General features: G+C 37.8%; 20 protein-coding genes. 8 read left to right on the top strand and 12 right to left on the bottom strand.

The window, feature by feature from the left end:
• Positions 1–49: 49 nt before the first annotated feature.
• Positions 50–1,267: a PQQ-dependent sugar dehydrogenase gene (locus tag AC4IFE_RS06215; protein WP_490755667.1), complete on the bottom strand. Its 1,218-nt coding sequence runs from the start codon at positions 1,265–1,267 to the stop codon at positions 50–52.
• Between the two features lie 105 nt (positions 1,268–1,372).
• Between AC4IFE_RS06215 and AC4IFE_RS06210 the strand changes: the two genes are divergently transcribed.
• The 3 genes from AC4IFE_RS06210 to uvrB all read left to right on the top strand — a co-directional run bounded on the left by AC4IFE_RS06210 (position 1,373) and on the right by uvrB (position 5,283).
• A complete protein-coding gene (locus AC4IFE_RS06210; RefSeq protein WP_490755665.1) occupies positions 1,373–1,744 on the top strand; it encodes a BlaI/MecI/CopY family transcriptional regulator in 372 nt (123 codons plus the stop codon).
• Between the two features lie 2 nt (positions 1,745–1,746).
• Positions 1,747–3,141, top strand: coding sequence for a M56 family metallopeptidase (locus AC4IFE_RS06205; RefSeq protein ID WP_490755663.1), 1,395 nt, complete (start codon positions 1,747–1,749; stop codon positions 3,139–3,141).
• Positions 3,142–3,291: 150 nt separating this feature from the next.
• Positions 3,292–5,283: an excinuclease ABC subunit UvrB gene (gene uvrB, locus AC4IFE_RS06200; protein ID WP_490755661.1), complete on the top strand. Its 1,992-nt coding sequence runs from the start codon at positions 3,292–3,294 to the stop codon at positions 5,281–5,283.
• A gap of 81 nt (positions 5,284–5,364) precedes the next feature.
• On the opposite strand, the gene AC4IFE_RS06195 is transcribed toward uvrB, so the two are convergent.
• The 4 genes from AC4IFE_RS06195 to AC4IFE_RS06180 all read right to left on the bottom strand — a co-directional run bounded on the left by AC4IFE_RS06195 (position 5,365) and on the right by AC4IFE_RS06180 (position 8,227).
• Entirely contained in the window at positions 5,365–5,592 is a 228-nt protein-coding gene (locus AC4IFE_RS06195; protein WP_034701224.1) for a DUF3820 family protein, read from the bottom strand.
• Between the two features lie 2 nt (positions 5,593–5,594).
• Positions 5,595–6,677 carry an AI-2E family transporter gene (locus tag AC4IFE_RS06190; RefSeq protein WP_490755659.1) on the bottom strand — a complete coding sequence of 361 codons (1,083 nt, stop codon included), beginning with the start codon at positions 6,675–6,677 and terminating at the stop codon, positions 5,595–5,597.
• 18 nt (positions 6,678–6,695) lie between these two features.
• Positions 6,696–7,433 carry a beta-carotene 15,15'-monooxygenase gene (locus tag AC4IFE_RS06185; RefSeq protein WP_490755657.1) on the bottom strand — a complete coding sequence of 246 codons (738 nt, stop codon included), beginning with the start codon at positions 7,431–7,433 and terminating at the stop codon, positions 6,696–6,698.
• A gap of 71 nt (positions 7,434–7,504) precedes the next feature.
• Positions 7,505–8,227, bottom strand: a complete 723-nt coding sequence (locus tag AC4IFE_RS06180; RefSeq protein ID WP_490755655.1) for a hypothetical protein — start codon at positions 8,225–8,227, stop codon at positions 7,505–7,507.
• A 47-nt stretch (positions 8,228–8,274) separates the two neighbouring features.
• Between AC4IFE_RS06180 and AC4IFE_RS06175 the strand changes: the two genes are divergently transcribed.
• Both AC4IFE_RS06175 and AC4IFE_RS06170 read left to right on the top strand, forming a co-directional pair.
• Complete coding sequence (locus AC4IFE_RS06175; protein ID WP_490755654.1) at positions 8,275–9,252, top strand: aminodeoxychorismate synthase component I; 978 nt, start codon at positions 8,275–8,277, stop codon at positions 9,250–9,252.
• The gene (locus AC4IFE_RS06170) at positions 9,236–9,862 is read left to right on the top strand and encodes an aminotransferase class IV (protein WP_490755653.1); all 627 of its coding nucleotides are present in this window, start codon (positions 9,236–9,238) and stop codon (positions 9,860–9,862) included. The genes AC4IFE_RS06175 and AC4IFE_RS06170 overlap by 17 nt, the downstream gene beginning before the upstream one ends.
• Here the strand turns inward: AC4IFE_RS06170 and menD are convergent, their stop codons facing one another.
• The gene (gene menD / locus AC4IFE_RS06165; RefSeq protein WP_490755651.1) at positions 9,863–11,536 is read right to left on the bottom strand and encodes a 2-succinyl-5-enolpyruvyl-6-hydroxy-3-cyclohexene-1-carboxylic-acid synthase; all 1,674 of its coding nucleotides are present in this window, start codon (positions 11,534–11,536) and stop codon (positions 9,863–9,865) included.
• Positions 11,537–11,620: 84 nt separating this feature from the next.
• Between menD and AC4IFE_RS06160 the strand changes: the two genes are divergently transcribed.
• On the top strand, positions 11,621–12,571 hold the full coding sequence (locus AC4IFE_RS06160) for an isopenicillin N synthase family dioxygenase (RefSeq protein ID WP_111953745.1): 951 nt from the start codon (positions 11,621–11,623) through the stop codon (positions 12,569–12,571).
• A 218-nt stretch (positions 12,572–12,789) separates the two neighbouring features.
• On the opposite strand, the gene AC4IFE_RS06155 is transcribed toward AC4IFE_RS06160, so the two are convergent.
• A complete protein-coding gene (locus AC4IFE_RS06155) occupies positions 12,790–13,062 on the bottom strand; it encodes a bacteriocin-like protein (RefSeq protein WP_490755649.1) in 273 nt (90 codons plus the stop codon).
• Positions 13,063–13,309: 247 nt separating this feature from the next.
• Between AC4IFE_RS06155 and AC4IFE_RS06150 the strand changes: the two genes are divergently transcribed.
• Positions 13,310–13,471 (top strand): bacteriocin-like protein, encoded by a 162-nt coding sequence (locus tag AC4IFE_RS06150; RefSeq protein WP_490755647.1) that lies wholly within the window; start codon positions 13,310–13,312, stop codon positions 13,469–13,471.
• An 83-nt stretch (positions 13,472–13,554) separates the two neighbouring features.
• Here AC4IFE_RS06150 and AC4IFE_RS06145 read toward each other — a convergent pair whose 3' ends face one another.
• Together AC4IFE_RS06145 and AC4IFE_RS06140 are read right to left on the bottom strand one after the other, a co-directional pair.
• Complete coding sequence (locus AC4IFE_RS06145) at positions 13,555–14,601, bottom strand: PA0069 family radical SAM protein (protein WP_490755645.1); 1,047 nt, start codon at positions 14,599–14,601, stop codon at positions 13,555–13,557.
• Positions 14,602–14,721: 120 nt separating this feature from the next.
• Positions 14,722–14,916, bottom strand: a complete 195-nt coding sequence (locus AC4IFE_RS06140) for a hypothetical protein (protein WP_034739952.1) — start codon at positions 14,914–14,916, stop codon at positions 14,722–14,724.
• A gap of 175 nt (positions 14,917–15,091) precedes the next feature.
• Here AC4IFE_RS06140 and AC4IFE_RS06135 point away from each other — a divergent pair, with 175 nt between their 5' ends.
• Positions 15,092–15,442 carry a hypothetical protein gene (locus AC4IFE_RS06135; protein ID WP_490755643.1) on the top strand — a complete coding sequence of 117 codons (351 nt, stop codon included), beginning with the start codon at positions 15,092–15,094 and terminating at the stop codon, positions 15,440–15,442.
• 57 nt (positions 15,443–15,499) lie between these two features.
• On the opposite strand, the gene AC4IFE_RS06130 is transcribed toward AC4IFE_RS06135, so the two are convergent.
• From AC4IFE_RS06130 to AC4IFE_RS06120, 3 genes are read right to left on the bottom strand one after another with little or no spacing between them, the layout of a single operon-like run.
• Positions 15,500–18,154 (bottom strand): hypothetical protein, encoded by a 2,655-nt coding sequence (locus tag AC4IFE_RS06130; RefSeq protein ID WP_490755641.1) that lies wholly within the window; start codon positions 18,152–18,154, stop codon positions 15,500–15,502.
• A 36-nt stretch (positions 18,155–18,190) separates the two neighbouring features.
• Positions 18,191–18,988 (bottom strand): DUF2797 domain-containing protein, encoded by a 798-nt coding sequence (locus AC4IFE_RS06125; protein WP_490755640.1) that lies wholly within the window; start codon positions 18,986–18,988, stop codon positions 18,191–18,193.
• Positions 18,989–19,025: 37 nt separating this feature from the next.
• Complete coding sequence (locus AC4IFE_RS06120) at positions 19,026–20,084, bottom strand: DUF389 domain-containing protein (protein WP_490755639.1); 1,059 nt, start codon at positions 20,082–20,084, stop codon at positions 19,026–19,028.
• Positions 20,085–20,152: the final 68 nt, after the last annotated feature.

Genomic DNA, 20,152 nt, shown 5'->3' with positions numbered 1-20,152 from the left:
TAAATGATAATCAACAATTGATTTTGAAAATCTGCTGATACAGTCTCTTCTATTTTTTAGAAATTTTATAAAGTTTTCCACTGTCTGTAACGGCATATAAGTTGCCATCCATTCCGTTGAGAACATCTCTGAAGCGTTCTTTCTGGTCAGCAAGAAGACGTTCTTCTCCCACTACTTTATTATCTTTCATAACAATCCTGTTAATGTGCTCGCCACTCAGACATCCGATGATAAGATTTCCTTTCCATTCCTCAATATTTCCGGTATAGAAGGTTATTCCGCTCGGAGAGATCACAGGATCCCAGTAATAAACGGGCTGTTCAGTTCCTTCTTTTTGGGTGATACCATCTCCTACCTTCGCTCCGGAGTATTCAATTCCATATGTCACATCTCCCCATCCATAGTTTTTTCCGGGCAGTATCAGATTAATTTCATCACCACCTCTGGGTCCCATCTCAACATCCCAAAGTGTTCCGTTTGGATCTATTGCCATTCCCTGCGGATTTCTTACACCATAGGCATAGATTTCCGGCTTATATCCCTGTTTTCCAATAAACGGGTTTCCGGGAGCCGGCTTTCCGTCCTTGGTAATTTTTAGTATTTTTCCTAAATAATTATCTGTTTTCTGAGCATACACCCTTGTTTGTTTATCAGATCTTTCCCCGGTACTTACAAACAAATTTCCGTCCTTGTCAAAAGCCAGCCTGCTTCCGTAATGCTTATCGCCGTCATAGGAAGGTTCTGCACGGAAAATAACTTTAACCTCCGAGATATTTTTAAGATCTGCCGAAAGTTTTCCTTTCGCAACCGAGGTCAGGTTTCCTTCACCAAACGGCTCTGAAAAGCTGAAATAAATAATATTATTCGTTTTAAAATCGGGATCAAGGGCTACATCCAGCATTCCTCCCTGCCCTTTTGCATCTACTTTTGGGAATCCCGAAATCTTGGAAATCTGTTTTCCATCTGTTGAAACCACATTCATATGACCGTTTTTGTCAGTAATAAGAAATCTTCCGTCTGGAAGATTAATAATTCCCCAAGGTCTTCCCAGATCTTTATTAAGGATTTCAACTTTATAAGCTATAGTGGTTTTTACAGCTTTTATTCTGGTTTGTCCTTTAAAGGCTGGCTTATAATCTGTATTCGGTTTTTCGGTTTCTACACTGCCGTCGGTTCCCTTTTGCTGTGCATTTGCAGTGTTTTTATTGCATGAACATAAAAGCAAAAAAACACTGAGTATCGGTACGTAAAGATGGTTGAATTTCATAGTATTGTAATTAGTGTAAAAAAAATAATGGAAAAATAATGCCACAAAAATTTGCAGATATAAATTTTAATTCTACATTTGTAGAACAAATTACAAACTTGTAGAATGAAAGACATCAAACTTACCGATTCTGAAAAAAGTCTTATGGAAATCCTTTGGGAAAAGAAACGGGTTTTCATGAAAGATATTCTTGATGCGTACCCGGAACCAAAACCTGCTGCTACGACCATTGCTACCTTGCTGAAAAGAATGCAGAACAAAGACCTGGTAGGCTATACATTGTATGGAAATTCCCGTGAATACTATCCAAAAGTAGAAAAAGGGGAATATTTCAACGAGGAAATGACCTCTATGATTGACCGTTTTTTCAACAGCTCAGTGACACAGTTTGCATCATTCTTTACCTCCAATGCAAAATTCAGTCAGAAGCAACTGAAAGAACTCCGTGATATAATAGATCAACAGATAAAAGAATAAACATGTTCATCATTGCTCTAAAAATACTTCTGTGTTCTTCAGTATGTATTGCTGTATACTATTTGTTTCTGGAAAAAGAAAAAATGTATAGGTTTAACCGGTTTTATCTACTTTTTTCTTTGATTTTTTCTCTTGTGATCCCGTTTATTTCCATCACAGTACAACCTTCAAAGACAGAGACTAAGCCTGCGATCATATTTGAAGATACCGCACAACAGATCATCCAGATACAGCCTGCTCAGGAAAGTTTTAATTGGATAAATATAGTATGGCTCATGTATGGAACGGTTGCTCTTTTCCTTTTAATAAAAAGCATCCTGTCTATTGCAGCCATCAAAAAAATATCTGGTAAAAAAATAATCTACCAGAATTACACTATTAAGGTAACTCATGAAAACCTTCCTCCTTTTAGCTTTTGGAATACTATCTATTTAGGAGACGCCTATATAAAAAATAATGTGATTGATCCAATGATATTCCTGCATGAAAAAAGCCATATTGACCAGAAACACAGCATAGACCTTATTTTTATAGATATCCTGAAGATCTTCATGTGGTTCAATCCCGTTTTTCTTATCTATAAAAAAGCGATCATCACAAATCATGAATTTCTTGCAGATGCAGCTGTTTTAAACAGATATGATATTAAAGAATACCAGAATCTGATTCTTGACGAGATTATCAATATTCAGAATCTGCCTCTTACCCATTCATTTAATTTTAACAACACCAAAAAACGATTTATTATGATGACAAAGAAAAAATCCAGATTCACTGTCCTGAAAAAAATGGCAGGAATCACAACTCTCATTGCAGCAACAGCTCTATTCGCAGAAAGGACATACGCAGTCAATCCTGTTGCTCCTTACACCCCCCAAAAAGCGGGCGTAGGGACTGTAAAAAATGTGGAGTCTTCTCAAGTCACTTCAACTAACTCTGGTTTTTTTGAAAAAATAAAAGAGAAGCCCAGTAAAGCATTGGAATTCAAGAAAGAAAGCACAAAAACCGTTGCAGATACCATCTCTCCAAAGAAAACAGCACAGCCATCCAGCAATGAAGGTAACAACACAAATGCCAACATAAACTCTGACAAAAATCTTATCCAAGCGGAATACCCCGGAGGTGCCGCTGCTTTGCGAAAAAAAATTGGTCTTACATTCGATACAAGTATGCTTGATTTTAAAAAAGGTACTATCAGCTCAGTTGTATATATCCATATAGATGATACGGGAAAAGCGACAAAAGTAACGACTGAAGGAGATAATGAAGTCTTCAACAATGAGCTTCTAAAAACAGCTACAGCAATAAGCACCGAAACAACATGGAAACCAGCCACCAGAGATGGAAAACCAATCGCAACCATCTACAAGTTTCCGGCCACGATGACTTTTCAGTAAGATCCTTTATAAGAGCGCTATAAGTTTAGCGCTTTTTTTATCTTGTATACATTACGGACAGAGAAAAAAATTACGATTAAAATATTCATCTTCAAATACTTTATGAAGGCTAAAATTTCTTTCGTATTTTTGTTGTATACATCATTTCCTATGAATTTTAATCTTCAATCAGAATATAAACCTACAGGCGACCAGCCACAAGCCATCGAGAAGCTTACTGAAGGCATTGAGATCGGTGAGAAATACCAGACTCTTCTTGGAGTGACGGGTTCCGGGAAGACCTTTACCGTTGCAAACGTTGTACAGAATGTACAGAAGCCTACTTTGGTTCTTGCCCATAACAAAACCCTGGCAGCACAGCTCTTCATGGAATTTAAGGAATTCTTTCCCGATAACGCTGTTGAGTATTTTGTCAGCTACTATGATTATTACCAACCGGAAGCCTATATTGCAACAACCGGAACTTATATTGAAAAAGACCTGAGCATTAATGAAGAAGTAGAGAAACTGCGACTTTCTGCAACAGCCAGCCTGCTTTCGGGAAGAAGAGATGTACTGATCGTAGCTTCTGTGTCATGTATTTATGGTATAGGGAACCCTTCAGAATTCCATAAGTCACTTATTACATTAGCTATTGGAGAAAAAGTAACGAGGACCGCTCTTCTTCACTCTTTAGTTAATGCATTATATGCCAGAACATTGGGCGACTTCCAGAGGGGCACATTTCGGGTAAAAGGAGATGTTATTGATGTTTTTCCTGCATATGCCGACAATGCCGTTCGAATTCAGTTTTTTGGAGATGAAATAGAAAAAATCCAGAGTTTTGATCCTGTAAGTGGCAATGTGGAATCTAATTTTGACCAAATTCAGATTTATCCCGCCAACCTGTTCGTAACATCAAAAGAAACGTTAAATGGAGCCATCAGAAGCATCCAGGATGATATGGTAAAGCAGGTAGACTTCTTCAATTCCATTGAAAAACCCCTGGAAGCTAAAAGACTTCAGGAAAGAACAGAACTGGATCTTGAAATGATCAAGGAGCTGGGCTACTGCTCAGGAATTGAGAACTATTCAAGGTATCTTGACGGAAGACTTCCAGGCTCAAGACCATTCTGCCTGATTGATTATTTCCCGAAAGACTTTTTAATGGTTATTGATGAAAGCCACGTTACCATTCCGCAGGTTCATGCCATGTACGGAGGCGACCGAAGCAGAAAGGAAGCCTTAGTGGAATATGGTTTCAGGCTCCCTGCCGCCATGGACAACAGACCTCTTAAATTTGAGGAATTTGAAGCTATGCAAAACCAGGTGATCTATGTTTCTGCAACACCGGCCGATTATGAACTGGAGAAAACCGGAGGAGCTTATATTGAGCAGATCATCCGCCCGACAGGCCTTCTGGATCCTGTTATTGAAGTAAGGCCAAGCCTGAACCAGATTGATGATCTCATGGAGGAAATTCAAAAAAGAGCGGACGCTGACGAAAGGGTTTTGGTTACTACTCTTACGAAGAAAATGGCCGAAGAACTGACCAAATATTTTATGAAATTCGGGATCAGGACAAGATATATCCACTCTGATGTTGAAACCCTGGAACGTATTCAGATTATGCAGGATCTCCGATTGGGAATTTTTGATGTACTGATTGGGGTCAACCTGTTAAGAGAGGGCCTTGACCTTCCGGAAGTGTCTCTGGTAGCTATTCTTGATGCTGATAAGGAGGGAATGCTCAGAAGCAGGAGATCAATGATCCAAACGGTAGGACGTGCGGCAAGAAACGTTAACGGAAAAGCAATCATGTATGCCGATAAGATCACAAAATCCATGCAGGCTGCCCTGGATGAAACAGAATACCGCCGTAATAAACAGATACAGCATAATGAAGCCAATGGACTTGTTCCTCAGGCTTTAAATAAAAAGATTTCAGAAAATCTTGTAGGCAGGAGTAAAGATTTCCCGGATCCAAAATACACCCAGAAGGAAATTCTTCAGAAAGCTGCAGAAACAAAAGCCAGCTATGGAGATAAAGACATTGAAAAAATCATCGGGCAGAAGCAGAAAGAAATGGAAGCTGCCGCCAAAAATCTTGACTTTATAAAAGCTGCCAAGCTTAGGGACGAGATCGCAGCTTTAAGAGAATAATTCACTGTATTATAATAATTTAGGGGCGGGCATCTTCGATGCCGCCCCTAAATTATATTTATTTGTCAGAAAGACTCTTCCTTATCTTAAAGAAGCCCTGATCGGTATCAGAAGGTCCATCAGGCCATTGAGTTTAATTTCATAAACGGTTGAAAGTTGCATTCCCAACTTTCCTTTAGGCATACCCTTCCTGTTGAACCATTCCAGGTAGCTTACCGGAAGATCAGCAAGCACTGTTCCTTCGTATTTTCCGAAAGGCATCTTTACGATGCAGATCTCTTTTAATATTTCTGAATTTACGCCTTCCACTTTTATACAATTAAATTAACCTTTTCTTCCTCATCACTATCCGGCAGTTTAAGATCTGGTGGTGTATCTTCATCTGAAAACTCATTCCTGTAAACCTGAATCAGAAGCAAGGTAAATGAAATCAGGATTGGGCCGAAAATAAGCCCCATAAAACCGAATAAATTCATTCCCATGATAATTCCGAACACAGTATTCAACGGATGGATATTTTCCAGTTTCTTTAAAAGGGTAAACCGAAGCAGATTATCCGTAAGCCCGACTACGATCAAACAATAGGCAGCCAAACCAAGTCCCGGACCTGTATTGCCTTCAGCAATCATAAAAATACATACCGGAATATATACAATAGCCGCACCTACAACAGGGACCATTGAAGCAGCGGCCGTTAAAGCAAAAAGAAGAACCGGGCTGGGGGCACCAAAGATAAAGTATCCTATCAGCGCTACAATTCCCTGCCCTAAAGCTACAACGGGAATTCCAATTGCATTGGCCATGATCAGCTTTCTAAGCTTATCGCCGATCAAAGAAATATTTGCTCTTTTTAATGGAGCGGAAGAGCTAAGGATCTTCTCAAACAGTCTTGGCCTATCCAGCATAAAATAAAGGATAAAATACATGGACATTACCACAGTCAGGGTATTAAATGTGCCACTGAGTGCTGATGTGGAAAACTTTCCTGCAGAATTCTTTACTTTATCCATATTCTCTTTGCTGAGAATATCAAAACTTGTTTTTGAGTAGATATATGAATGTATTTTATCCAGAAACACATTGAATTTTGTCATATAAACCTGAGCATTCCCCAGCTTATCAATCAGAAGATCGGCAATAAAATAGATCGGAAGAATAAGAATAATAAGACTGGCCAGCATCAGAACAAGAGATGCCTGCCAGGATTTCCATTTTTTCTCTTCCTGCAGATAGAAATTGTATTTTCTGCAGACCACATAAATAGTAATTGCCCCAAGCACTGACGGTATGAACAGTGAAAGATTAAAACAGATTAATCCTGTAAGCACCAGAATTATGGCCAGCAGGGCAACTTGTTTTATCGCAACATTGCTTATCTGTTTATCTTTATCCATTGGGTTTCTATCTGTTATTTATTTCTTAAATTCAATTTGTCTGGGTTTACCTAAAAAAGCACAGTAAGCAGAATACATGACGATCATCATGAAAGGTGCTGTTAAAATAATACCAATTCCGCATAAAACAATTCCGGCAATAGAGATCAGCCCTCCCAATACAGTCGTACCAAGAAACGTTCCGTAATTTTCTTTGGCAATGTTGAAAGACTTTCCTAATGCTTCAGTAGCCGATGCATTTTCGAATAACAGAATAGGATATCCCAATAAAAGGAAAGGATAAACAAAAATAAACGGGAAGAAGCATAATGCCATAGCAACACTTGAAATAATCCCTGAAAGAATACTGTAGATCAGGATATTCACAAAATTCTGTTTGTACCCGATGAAAAGATCTGCAAAATCGATCTGATTTTTAGTGTTGTACTTATTCACAATGTAAATCAGTCCTACGTATAATGGAGCCAATAAAATTCCCAAAAGACCGGACAGTGAAAGATAAAGTGAGAACCCCGGAGCATTCCAGTAACTAAAGCTTGAGTAATCTCCACCTGCGTCTTTCATTTCTTCCATCATAGCCGCAGAATTGAACCCGCTGACAGACTGAATGATGAACCCTCCTATAAGGTAAATTATCATTGCGACGATTCCGTAAAGAAATACGCCTTTATACATTTCAAAGGAATGCGAAATGATGGATCCTGTATCCCTGTTTGGAACAGATCCCTGTTGATCAAATTCGTTAAATTCTGACATAGTTTAATATTTAATGGTTTCACCAAATTTAACTTTTTTTGGCATAAAAACATATTAAACCTTTTTAAAATTTAACTTTTTTCCGAGAAAACCGTTTTATAGAGTGAGTAAATCATTGCATTCCAAAACGGAAACGTAAAGAGCCCGCCTATAAAAAATAATGCAAACCCGATAAACTTAAAGAAAACCGCAACAATAACGCATACCAGTATTTCCAAAAAATATCTTCTTAATACCTGAAGATTCAGTGAAATAGCTTCGAAGATTCTCTTATTGGTAAAAAACATCAGTGGAGCTACGAAAATGGTGACAAACACCCATATAACAGCAAGGATAATAGTCTGAACTGTATAAACATAGACAAATGACCAGAAAATATAATATCCTATATATTTGAAAAAATTAAATCCGTTGTATCCTACAAGCAGATCTCCAAGTTCCAGTTTTTCGTTAAGGTCGATTTTCCTGTAAATCTGATAAAACCCGATATTCAGGGGATAAAGAAAAATAGAGGTTCCGATAACTGCCCAGGAAAAATATTGGAATCCCGGATTGGACTGCATTTTTAGGACCTGTGCAGAATAGGCTTCCACGCCATCTTTTGCATATTTCGCCGCTTCTGCATATTGGGCTAAAATACCATACTTCCCATCAAAGAAGAAAAGCACTGTAAAAAAGATCCCAAAATAAAAGATTGAAAATATTAATTGGAAGAAAAGAGTCTTATTCCAATAGAAAAAAGCCTGTTTCAGTATAAAATCTATTCCCGGTTTCTGAGGATATCTGCTCTGCATTAAAAAAATTTTACACAAAAATAGTCATCATTAATTATTTTTGCAGGATGTTTTCAATGAATCATCAAAAATTTATGGAAATGGACGAACTTTCCCTCCAGAAGGTTCCCTACTTTTTCATGATCGATTTCCTTTCGGAAAATATAGAAATCTATAGAGAAAATGAAATCAATAATTCAGGCTTATTAATTGATTTTCAACAATTTTCGAACTCTAAACAGAAACACACCCTCAATAAAAAAATTGAATGGGAATCATTTCCGGAAACGCTGGAAAGCTTTAAAAAAGGATTTGATAAGGTCCAGAAAAATATTCGTCTGGGAAATTCTTACCTTGTTAATTATACCAGAAAGACCGAAATTCAGACTAATTTAAGCCTTAAAGAAATTTTTTATCACTCAAATGCGAAGTATAAAGTGTTTTATAAAGATTTTTTTGTATTTTTTTCTCCTGAAACTTTTGTAAAGATTATTAACGGCAAAATTTTGACTTATCCAATGAAAGGCACTATCGATGCATCATTGGAAAATGCAGCTGAAGTTTTGAAAAATGATAAAAAAGAAAAAGCGGAGCATTATACTGTCGTAGATCTTCTCCGGAATGATCTCAGCATGGTTGCAGATGATGTGAAAGTTGACCAGTTCCAGCATATAGACCTCATCAGGACACAGCAAAAAGACCTGTATGCCATGAGTTCTGAAATTTCAGGGAGTATCAAGCCTGAGTTTGCAGGGAAAATAGGCAGCATGATGAAAAAACTGCTTCCCGCCGGATCAATCCTGGGAGCTCCAAAGCCGAGAACGCTTGAAATAATCTTAGATGCGGAAGGGTATGACAGGGGTTATTATACCGGAGTATGCGGCTGGTTTGACGGTGAAAACCTTGACAGCTGTGTGATGATACGCTTTATTGAAAAAGAGGGAGACCGGCTTTATTTCAAAAGTGGTGGCGGTATAACGCATATGAGCAAGTTAGAAGACGAATATCAGGAAATGAAAAATAAAATCTATGTCCCAATTCATTGAAAGCATAAAAGTAGAAGATCAGGAGATTTTTCTTTTGGAACTACATCAAAAACGTATCAACCAGACATTCGCCCATTTTGGGAAAGAAGGTTCTATTGACCTGGCCAAGGTCTTCAAAAATCTCGAACATGATGAAGACGGTCTTTTCAAGCTGAGACTCTCCTATGACCTTGATAAAAGGGTACGGACAATGATGATCCCATACGCTATTCCTGAGATACAGAGCTTCCAGCTGGTTGAAAACAACAGCTTCGACTATTCTTTCAAATTTGAGGACCGCAAGGAACTAGACAAAATGAAAATGAAGTCAAAAGCTGAAGAGATTATCATTGTTAAAAACAACCATATCACCGATACTTCTTTTTCTAACATTCTTTTCCTAAAAGGCAAGGACTGGTTTACGCCGGGCACCTATCTACTGAACGGTGTACAGAGACAGAACCTTCTTAAACATAAAAAGATAAAAGAAACGGAAATCACTCTTCAGAACATTAAGCAGTTTTCTCATTTCCAACTGATTAATGCCCTGAACGACTTTGATGATATGTTTATTTATCCTATTGACAGGATTACGAATCTGCCGGGGAACGAAGAATATCTTGACCTTTAATTAGCCTTTCATGAATTCGAAATAAGCCTTCTGAACATCTGCGCTGTTTTTCCCGTATGTATTTACCTCAAGGATTTTCGGCTGCAGATCAGGTTTGAAGAAATTCTCCAGCACACGGTCCAGCGTAGGCTCATCTTCAACTTTGATGTAGGAGAAACCGAAGTGTTTTGCCAGATGCTCTGCATGTTTACGATGTTTTGTTGCTATAAATTCATCCAGTGTATTAGGGTTCGCGTTACCGGGTCCCGGAATTATTTTAAAGATATTTCCTTCCCCGTTATTGAAAATAATAATCCTTACAAATGGTGGGATATACTGGTTCCAAAGACCGTTGATATCATAGAAAAATCCTAAATCTCCTGTAATAAGCAGCGTCGGATTTGCATTTTTTATCGCAAAGCCCATTGCTGTAGAAGTAGAGCCGTCTATGCCGCTCGTCCCTCTGTTGCAATACATTTTTCTTTTCCCAAAATCAAAAAGCTGTGCATACCTGATCGCTGAGGAATTACTGAAGTGGATATTATAGTTTTCCGGAATAGTCTGTGAAGCCTTATTAAAGAAATAGAAATCCGAAAATTCAGCCTTATTCAGGAACTGCTCATGCCTGGCATCTTTTTTATCCCTTAAAACATCCCAAAGATTAAAATAAGGTCTCGGCTCAAGGTTGATGAATTTCAGAAGCTTGGAAAAGAAAACCTCAGGTTTTACCTCAATTTTTTCAGTGAGAGAGAAATAGGTATCCGGCTGCCATACTTCATCCAAATGCCAGTGCTGCTTCGGACGGGCACTTCTCAGGAATTGTTTTACTTTTTTGGAAACTACATTCTGCCCTACCGTAATCAGAAGATCCGGAGCGTAGGTTTTATAATCTTCTTCAGTAAAATTAAAGATATAGCGGTCAATATGCCTGAAAAACTTCTCATGATAGAGGTTGGAATTGGCTTCACTCAATACAACAACAGAATGGTTTTTCACCAGCTGTGTCAATTGGTTTTCCAGTTCCGGGCTGTAATCTTTAGTTCCCACCAGAATCATGATCCTTTGAGACGTATGCCAGTCTGCGATTAAATTAGATGGCACCTCATATTCCTTGTGCCTGATCGTTTTTTCAACGGTAGGAAAAGAAGGAAGCTCTGAAACCAATTCATATAATGGCTCTTCTAAAGGAATATTGATATGTACCGGTCCCTGCTTTTCAAAGCAGAGCTCGATCGCTTTTTTAATAATGTCAAAATTAACATCTTCTGCATTTTCTTTACTGTCTTCCAAAAGCTGAAAGTCGCCGTAAGAATGCTGGTGAAAAATATCCTTCTGCCTGATGGTCTGCCCGTCAAAAATATCCACAAAATCCGTAGGTCGGTCAGCAGTCAGGATCAAAAGCGGAACATTCTGGTAAAAAGCTTCAGTAACTGCAGGATAATAATTGGCCACTGCAGAACCGCTCGTGCAGGTTATTGCCACAGGCTTTTTCTCACTTTTAGCCATTCCTATTCCTACAAAAGCTGCGCTTCTTTCATCTACAATACTGTAACAGTTAAAGGCATCAATTTCCGAAAAATGAATCGCCAGGGGTGCATTTCTGGATCCCGGGGAAATGATGACATCTGAAATTCCGTACTGCTGAAGAAGATGGGCAAGTATCTGAATACTTCTTTTAGAAGAATATTTTTTCATACAGCAAATTTAACTGATTAATACTTATTTTAGAATTATTTCATTTAAAAAATATGTAATTTTGTGATTCGTAAATTTCTAAAAATGGATAAAATACCTAGTGTAGACCTGCGTGATTTCCTTTCGGACAACCCGGAACGCAAACAGAAATTTGTAAATGAAATCGGAAAAGCTTATGAAGAAATTGGTTTTGTTGCCTTAAAAGGCCATTTTCTTGATGACAAACTAGTAGATGAACTCTATGGAGAAGTTAAAAACTTTTTTGAACTCCCTGTAGAAACGAAGCAGAAGTATGAAATTCCAGGAATCGGTGGCCAGAGAGGTTACGTAGGATTCGGTAAAGAAACCGCTAAAGGTTTCAAAAAAGGTGATTTAAAAGAATTTTGGCATTTCGGACAGTATGTTTCTGATGATTCAAAATACAAATCCGAATACCCTGACAACGTAATCGTTGATGAGCTTCCAAAATTCAATGAAGTAGGTAAAGAAGCCTATCAGATGCTTGAAAAAACAGGCCAGTATGTATTAAGAGCTTTGGCCCTGTATCTTGGTCTGGACGAGTTTTATTTTGATGATAAGATCGCTGAAGGAAACTCTATCTTAAGGCCTATCCACTATCCGCCAATTACCCAGGAGCCGGATGATGCGGTAAGAGCCGCTGCTCATGGAGACATCAACCTGATTACTCTTTTGATGGGATCTCAGGGGAAAGGCCTTCAGGTGCAGAATCACAACGGAGAATGGATCGACGCTATTGCGGAACCGGATGAACTGATGATCAATGTTGGAGATATGCTGTCAAGACATACCAACAACAAATTGAAGTCTACTATTCACAGAGTGGTTAATCCTCCAAGAGAATTATGGGGAACTTCAAGATACTCTATTCCTTTCTTTATGCATCCGGTGAGCGAAATGTCACTGAATGCTCTTGAAAACTGTATTGACGAAAACAATCCGAAGTTGTATGAAGATACGACTGCAGGAGAGTTTTTACATGAAAGACTTATTGAATTAGGACTTATCAAAAAGTAATATAAAAAGTCAATAATTGATCTGTATTTGGGATATCTATAGATAACCTTCAGATTAATTATTGACTTTATTTTTGTGGGTACCTGGCCAGAGGCCAAGCCCCAATGCATCCCCACAGGACAGATTACAGCTTTTAAACCGGTAACATATCACGGGATAGCTATTCCTATTTCCTATAACGTATGTCCTCTTCTTCTTCTAATTTCTGCTTTATTAAATTAACCTGTTATACAATAAAATTCCGGACAAGGAGTGGTCTGTGTAAAAGTTCCCCATGGGCAAATACAGGTATACATATCACCACCAGTTCCTGGACCTCCTCCGCCAGGTCCCGGATCTACATACGGCACACATTTTCCGCCTGAACATATCTGTCCCGCAGAGCATCCTCCCGTTCCCGGCCCTTCACCTTCAAAACAGAAAGAAGGGGTGAGATCTCCTGCAGAAATCCTCTTCTGGTCTTCCCTCGATAGCCTTTTTAAATTTTTCATAGTTATTTGTTTTTAATATTCCTACTCTGTCAGCTTTTCGGATACCGCTTTACCTAAAATTAAATATTTTTTGTTAGCAATCAAAGATTTAAATAATCTTATTCACTGTATGATGAATTTAAAGATACTTTATTTTTGTGCTCCTTTTCTCATCACAAAATTTAATATTAAAATCTGCCACATTTTATTTTAGTTAAAAATATTTTAATTATATTTACTTTACTATCAAATTTTTAATTAAAACAGTATGAAAAATTTAAAAAAACTAAACAAAGGCCAGTTAAAAAGCATCTCAGGAGCAGGAGGAATTAAACTTCCGGAACCGGAATTCTGCATGTATTATTGCAATGGAACTGTAATCTGTGCAGCTTGCAGTGATAATTTCCAATGTCCTGATGACACTATGTGATTTTGAAATCAAAACGAATAAGAAAACCGTTCCTTTTGGGAACGGTTTTTATTTTTCAGGTTAGCTAAAAAACTTATTTAAGCTTAATCAAAAAGTCTCAATTGCTGATCTTTAGCTCCGGTAAAATTAGCTGTAGAAAGCTTGGGAAATTCGCGTCCGTCAAAGAATTTCTTTCTCCCGATTTTGAATGTATTGTGAATCATTTCAGCGATATTCCCCTCACCTCTCTGTCTTTCAAAATATCTTTTATCACCCAGTTTTCCACCGCGCATAGAGCGGATAAGGTTTAAAACTTTTTGTGCCCTGTCCGGAAAATGAGTCTCTATCCAATTGACAAAAACAGGCTCTACCGTATCATTCAGCCTTACCAGCGTATACCCGAAACTTAAAGCTCCTGCATCGGAAATGGCTTTTAAAATGTTTAACGGTTCATCACTGTTCAAGCCCGGAATAATTGGTGCCACCATGACATGCACCGGAATTTTGTTTTCCGTCAGAATTTCTACGGCTTTTAACTTATTTGGAGCTGAGCTTGTCCGGGGCTCCATTTTCCGCCTAAGATCTTCATTAATAGTAGGAATACTAAGTGACACAGAAACCAGATTCTGCTCTGCCATGGGCTTTAAAATATCCAGGTCTCTCAGAACAAGTGCATTTTTTGTCAGAATATTAACAGGATGCCTGTACTCCAGGCAGACCTGAAGCAGCTTCCTTGTAATTTCAAACTGCCTTTCTGCAGGCTGATAGCAGTCGGTATTTCCGGAAAGAAGAATAGGCGCCGGCCTGTAACCTCTTTTCTGAAAAAATTTCTCTAACAGTTCCGGAGCATTTTTCTTTACCATGATCTTTCTTTCAAAATCAATTCCGGCACTGTACCCCCAGTATTCATGGGTAGGCCTTGCAAAACAATAGGAACATCCGTGTTCGCAGCCCTGATACGGATTCATGGAATATTCCATGGGGAGGTCTTCGCTTTTCACCTGATTCACAATGGTTTTCGGAAAAACTTCAGTGAAAGAGGTTTTTACAGCTTCGAAATCTTCATCATCCGGCTCATAGGTATACCTGTCGAAACGGTTGATCACGTTTCGCTGCGCTCCCTGTCCTTTTATGAATTTTTCGTTCTGCATTGTGATGTAAAATTAGAATGGATTTCTTATAAAATAATAAGTTTTAACATTAAAGTTATCCACAAAAAATCCGGCCCCTTTGACAGAGCCGGATTTAACATAATTAAATATATTCTTTTACTACTTCAGTGCATAAAATTCCACTCCGTGATATTCATCTTCGTGGTTTTTTTCATCAAAATGCCTGTGATAATCCGAATAGGTATCACTATATTTTTTATCTTTTTTAGTCAATATCTTTTTTAGTCCAATAAAACCTAATACTGCCAAAAGACCAACTCCCCCTGCCAGTAAAACGCCAACTTCTTTTTTCATATTTTGTCCGATTTATTAAACTAGTTATTGCAAAAAGTATACCTATTTTATTTTTTTGAATTATAAATTTTGTTAACATTAAGCATTATTTTAATCAAAGATGTAATTGCCTTTTTATTTAAATTTGGCAAATCAATGGTTTAATTATTGTAGTAGTTTTAAGAAAAATAATATTATGGATAATTCAGAAAATAAAGACAGGATGACAACTTTAAGCCAGGTCATGAATACGCTTGCGGGAAGAGGAATACACAGAGAATTCAGAATGAATGATGCTTGCGAGATGAAATTTGAAAACTCAGAAAAAGTGTACCAGCCTTCCGAGCTTACTATTTTAAAAACTTACCGTTTTGAAGGGGACAGCAATCCGGATGACAGCGCAGTATTGTACGTTGTAAAGGATAACGCAGGAAACCACGGAATGATCATAGATTCTTACGGAGCAGACAGCAATTATCCTGGTGAAGAATTTGATGCATTTTTAAGAAATATTCCTGTTCAGGAAAGCGACGAATTTAGTTTTTAATATTTTTTATTCAAGATTTCAAAATCAGGCTTTAGTCTTTAAAATATAAACCCGGAATTACTCAGTTTCGGGCTTTTCTTTTTTCCTGAAGACATTCTTTAGAAAACCTTTCTTTTCCTTTTTCTCTTTCTGTGGTTCAAGCTCTTCTTTCTTTGTCTTTATCTCCTGTTTAATCTCTTTTACCGTCTTTTTCACCTCTTTTACTGAAGAAACTGCACTCTTTACAGTTTTTTCGGTTTTATCAATATTTACTCCTATTAAAGTTTTCTTGAGACCCTGCTCAATTCCTTTCCAGAAAAGATTGAAGAAGGATTTTGTAGGATCCCTTTCAACATTTTCCACTGCAACAGCTTCCGGAAATTTGTCAGAGTCGGATTTTATGAACAGATTGGCAACAGCGGTCAGCACTCCTTTTTTCTCATGATTATCCTTATTCAGAACAGCAATTTTAAGGTCTTTATGTTTCAGGTTGAATGTTCCGTTTATTCCTGCGGGATTTCCCTTGAAATTAAACAGCAATTGCTGAATTGTTCCCGAGGTGGCCGTGACATGGAGGTAAGGCCTGATAAACGGATTAATACCTCCTGCAGGAAGATTGGATATTTTCCCGGAAATTGAAAAGGCATCGCTGTGATCTGCCACATCAAAGCCCCAGTTCACATCAAGCGGCGCAAGGTTCATGAACGAGCAGTTGATCCTGATGTCTACTTTTGTAGGTTTTCCTTTTGTTTTGGCAGAATTAAGGTTTTTAACGTTCATATTAAAACTGCTGAACGTCAGTTTTCCCGGTCCTGCACTTTCCGGAGTGTCTTCTTCGTAGACCAGAACTGAATTTTTAAGGTCAAGGTTATTAACGGTCACCGGAATTTTGATAGACCTTAGTAACCTGGAATACAAAGGTTTTATTTTAGGATCATCTTTGGGGATCTTGCTTCTGAAAATATTGGCATCTGCAGAAAGAACAGTCACATTGGAAGCATTGATCGATTTATTATCCGAAAACAGATCCCAGCTTCCGTCTGCTGTTACCTGTGTCGCCTTGAGGTCGTAAAGATCCCGTTCAACAGGTATCATTCTGATAAACTGTGCTCTTGAAACGAGAGGCTTCATCGCAAAGTTATTGATCTGAATTTTATTTTTATTCAATTTTAAAAGACCTGCACTTAAATTATAGAATTGTGTTTTATAAAAAAAGTTTCTGGTTGTGAGAAAATAGTCTTTAATTTTAAAAGAGAGTCCCTGATTATTAGGTTTTGGAGCTATTTCAATAGCATTAACAGTCGCATTAAGATCATGAAATGCGAGTGGCTGCTTTCCTTTATCGTAAACAATATCTGAGTTTTTAAGAGTCATTTTCCGGACTATTACGGATTGTATTATTCCCGGACCCGGGTTCTTTCTCACTTTGTTTTCAGCGGCCTTAATTGTTCCGCTTATATTCTCAACAAGAACATCTTTAAGATCCAGATTAAGTTTTCTGTTAATAAATTCAAACTTATTGATGTTGAATGCAATATGATGAGTTCTTAAATCCATAGAACCCCTCTCTGCTGCCATTGTTCCCGGAGACAGGATGAGATTCCTGATTTCGCCGCTTTTAGGGTTCAATGCAAAGCTCTCAACGGCAAAGTTCCGGTGATTGGAATACTGAATATCTTTTCCTGAAAAATGAAAGTCTTTATATCCAATAGGAATTATTTCTGCTGCAGTGACTTTATCAAATTTCAGCTGATTGACTTTTACATTCAGTGTTTTTGCAAAAAGCAGCCTGCTTCCGTCGGGTTTATTGATCAGTACGGAGAGGTTGTTAAGCTTTACATCTTCCAGATTGACCTCAAAATTCAACTTTTTTTCAGCCTTTTGGGGCGTTACCCCGGTATTATGTACTGTAAGAACCGGATTTTGAAAATCAGCATTGGCCAGCGTAATTTTGTTCTTCTTTAAAACAACATCTTTAAAATCCATTTTTGGAATGGAAAACTCAAACAGTTTTGGTTTCTTAGGGTAGAATCTTTTAAACTGTTCAAAAGAAAGCAGAGGAATCAGACGGAAATTTCCGACCGCCATCTGTCCGTTTGATGTTGCAATATTGCTGATGGTAATGGCATAAACATTATCCGGACGGAAGAAAAAATTCTTCCCTTTGATATCATAACGGTCAAAAACTACCGGGAGCTTATCTTCTACAGACTCTTCGGTCATCTGAAGGTTTTCTACAAAAAGATCGAGATCCTGAACGGACAGAAATTTCTGTTTGGTATGCCTGAAAATATTGATGGTTCCTTTATTGATCCTTATATTTTCAAACAAAACCGGATTCCGTTTTTTTCCTGTTTTACGGTCTACAGGTTTGGCAAGGCTGATATTTAAATTAGGTTTGGCCAGCAGAAGATCCGATGAGCTGATTTTTTTATTGAAAACAGCGTCATATATTCCGAAACGGCTGATCTTTATGGTATCGATTGTTCCCTGGAGCCCAATGACGTTGGTATTTTGGGGATCTTTGCTGTTTACCGTTATTCCTGCCACAAAAATATTTCCTGAACCGAGATCTACATCCAGTTTTTTATAAGAAACCTTATAGTCGGTATTATTCTTTATATATTCAGGAAGCTGGGTTTTAAGCCAGATATTTAACCCGAAATTTGCAGCCAGAAGAATGAGCAACAAAATTCCAAGGCCTATCAATAACTTTTTAACCCATTTTTTCATATTTGTGATTGGTTTTCGTTATTTTAAATATACGGATTAATTTTTTATTTCCAATTCAATAACATAACCCTCGTGTCCTCTTACATTTATAAAGTCTCCGCCACTAAAGCTTAGATACTGCCCTTTGATACCGATAAGCTTTCCGGTAAACTCAGGTTTTTTATCCAGCGTGAAAGAAGTTATTTTGGCTGGTTTTTCAAAAGGATAATCGAATTTCCACAGGTTTTCCCCTTCACTGTAAAATTTCTGAAAATCTTCAGGGAAATATTGTTTGATTTTCTGCTGAAAATCGGCAAGATCCATTTCTCCCTCAAAATCATCCTGAAGCATTTTTTTCCAGTTTGTTTTGTCGGGAAGATGCTCCTTTAGGGCAACTTCTATCATTCCCGCTTCGTAACGGTTCTCTGTTCTGGCGATCGGAAGTGCAAAAGTGGCCCCCTGATCAATCCATCTTGTCGGGATCTGGTTATTTCTCGTCACACCTACTTTTACATCACCGGTATAAGCAAGATATACGGTATGAGGCTGCAGCTGGATTTGTTTTTCCACTTCCAGGTCACGTTCGGCGACTCCCAAATGAGCCGTAGAAAGCTCAGGACGGATAATTGTATCGCTGGCGTAAGGGCTTTCAAAGAAGCAGTTCTTACAGAACCCCATTCTATACACAGGTTTGTTTTCTCCGCAGTTAACACACTGAAATCCGGTATGTTTTATCCTCAGTTCTTTCCCGAACAGCTCATTCATATGGATAAGATCTCCAGAAAGATTCAGATAATATTGAATTGGCTGTGCATCGAAACTCGTCATTTTTAAAATTTGCCCTTGAAACTGCATAATTGTTCTGTTTATCGTAAATATATTAAAATTAAATTTATTTGATTTTATTCTGTGATTTGATCCTGTCTATTTCTTCTTTCAGTGCTGTTATCTGACTCTGAAGTTTTTGCATTTCCGGATTTTCAGAACTTCTCACTCCTGGTGAATATTGCCAGATCAGGTGAATATCTTTTACCAGCTCATTGTGGGCATCCAGTCTTTTTTTACTGATCGTTACACTGTCATTCAAAAGTGTTATCTTCAAAAAATCCTGATCATTTTCTTTAAATGCCTCATAGCTGATGATAGCCAGCTCCGAATGGTTTTCTTTAATGTTTTTAATATAATTTTCCGCCCGCTCCTTTAGCTTTTCCTTTTCCCATTTCTTTTTTGTAAGCAGAATACTCGGAAATAATATAACGATTGAAATCAAACTGATGAAACCGGAAATTTTACGGTTGTGAGATCTGTCCTTTATTCTGTAATATCTTTGATACCCTAAAAATATACTTAATATCCAGGTTCCCACTCCTATAAAAAAGCAATTGATAAGATAAAAATAAAAGCCTCCCCAAAAATACTCCCAATTTCCATTTGCTATTCCAAAACCAGCTGTACACAGGGGCGGAATACAGGCCGTGGAAACCGCAACCCCGGCAATTACTTTCACAGCTTCTTTCCTTACAATTCCCAGAAACCAGGCCAGGCCGCCCAATAAAGCCAGGAAACAATCAAAAATCGTAGCAGTCTTAAAACTTTCCAATTGTGAAGTCTCTGAATGAAAAGGGGAAACAAAAAAATACAGCGCGGAGGAACAAAGCGCAACAACAATCATCAAAACCCAATTAATAATTCCAAGTCTTATAAGCCTTCTGTTCCCTATAGAAAGACCAAAGGCCATTCCTACAATCGGGCCCATTAACGGAGAAATAAGCATCGCGCCAATAACAGCTGCTGAACTGTTGATATTCAGCCCTACACATGCAATTCCCATAGAAATTACCAGAAGCCATAAATTGTGCCCCCGAAAATAAATTCCTTCTTCTATTTCCTGGAATGTAAATTCTTCATCTTCTTCCTTGGGTAATACAAATAGTTTTCGGAAATTGATCATTGATTATTTTTCTGACAAAAGTATGAAAACAGCATTCAAGTATTATTAATAAATTTGTCCATTAAAAA

This window comes from Chryseobacterium sp. UF-81, assembly GCF_058245105.1.
Note: the sequence above shows the minus strand (reverse complement) of the source record. Positions and strands in the feature narration are given on the sequence as shown.

Bases quoted from the DNA above. Each gene is read 5' to 3' on its own strand.
- AC4IFE_RS06155 (WP_490755649.1), bottom strand. From the start codon at position 13,062: ATGAAAAATTTAAAAAGGCTATCGAGGGAAGACCAGAAGAGGATTTCT.
- AC4IFE_RS06130 (WP_490755641.1), bottom strand. From the start codon at position 18,154: ATGAAAAAATGGGTTAAAAAGTTATTGATAGGCCTTGGAATTTTGTTG.
- AC4IFE_RS06120 (WP_490755639.1), bottom strand. From the start codon at position 20,084: ATGATCAATTTCCGAAAACTATTTGTATTACCCAAGGAAGAAGATGAA.
- AC4IFE_RS06215 (WP_490755667.1), bottom strand. From the start codon at position 1,267: ATGAAATTCAACCATCTTTACGTACCGATACTCAGTGTTTTTTTGCTT.
- uvrB (WP_490755661.1), top strand. From the start codon at position 3,292: ATGAATTTTAATCTTCAATCAGAATATAAACCTACAGGCGACCAGCCA.
- AC4IFE_RS06190 (WP_490755659.1), bottom strand. From the start codon at position 6,677: ATGGATAAAGATAAACAGATAAGCAATGTTGCGATAAAACAAGTTGCC.
- AC4IFE_RS06170 (WP_490755653.1), top strand. From the start codon at position 9,236: ATGTCCCAATTCATTGAAAGCATAAAAGTAGAAGATCAGGAGATTTTT.
- AC4IFE_RS06125 (WP_490755640.1), bottom strand. From the start codon at position 18,988: ATGCAGTTTCAAGGGCAAATTTTAAAAATGACGAGTTTCGATGCACAG.
- AC4IFE_RS06175 (WP_490755654.1), top strand. From the start codon at position 8,275: ATGTTTTCAATGAATCATCAAAAATTTATGGAAATGGACGAACTTTCC.
- AC4IFE_RS06160 (WP_111953745.1), top strand. From the start codon at position 11,621: ATGGATAAAATACCTAGTGTAGACCTGCGTGATTTCCTTTCGGACAAC.
- AC4IFE_RS06145 (WP_490755645.1), bottom strand. From the start codon at position 14,601: ATGCAGAACGAAAAATTCATAAAAGGACAGGGAGCGCAGCGAAACGTG.
- AC4IFE_RS06150 (WP_490755647.1), top strand. From the start codon at position 13,310: ATGAAAAATTTAAAAAAACTAAACAAAGGCCAGTTAAAAAGCATCTCA.
- AC4IFE_RS06135 (WP_490755643.1), top strand. From the start codon at position 15,092: ATGGATAATTCAGAAAATAAAGACAGGATGACAACTTTAAGCCAGGTC.
- AC4IFE_RS06140 (WP_034739952.1), bottom strand. From the start codon at position 14,916: ATGAAAAAAGAAGTTGGCGTTTTACTGGCAGGGGGAGTTGGTCTTTTG.
- menD (WP_490755651.1), bottom strand. From the start codon at position 11,536: ATGAAAAAATATTCTTCTAAAAGAAGTATTCAGATACTTGCCCATCTT.
- AC4IFE_RS06205 (WP_490755663.1), top strand. From the start codon at position 1,747: ATGTTCATCATTGCTCTAAAAATACTTCTGTGTTCTTCAGTATGTATT.
- AC4IFE_RS06185 (WP_490755657.1), bottom strand. From the start codon at position 7,433: ATGTCAGAATTTAACGAATTTGATCAACAGGGATCTGTTCCAAACAGG.
- AC4IFE_RS06180 (WP_490755655.1), bottom strand. From the start codon at position 8,227: ATGCAGAGCAGATATCCTCAGAAACCGGGAATAGATTTTATACTGAAA.
- AC4IFE_RS06210 (WP_490755665.1), top strand. From the start codon at position 1,373: ATGAAAGACATCAAACTTACCGATTCTGAAAAAAGTCTTATGGAAATC.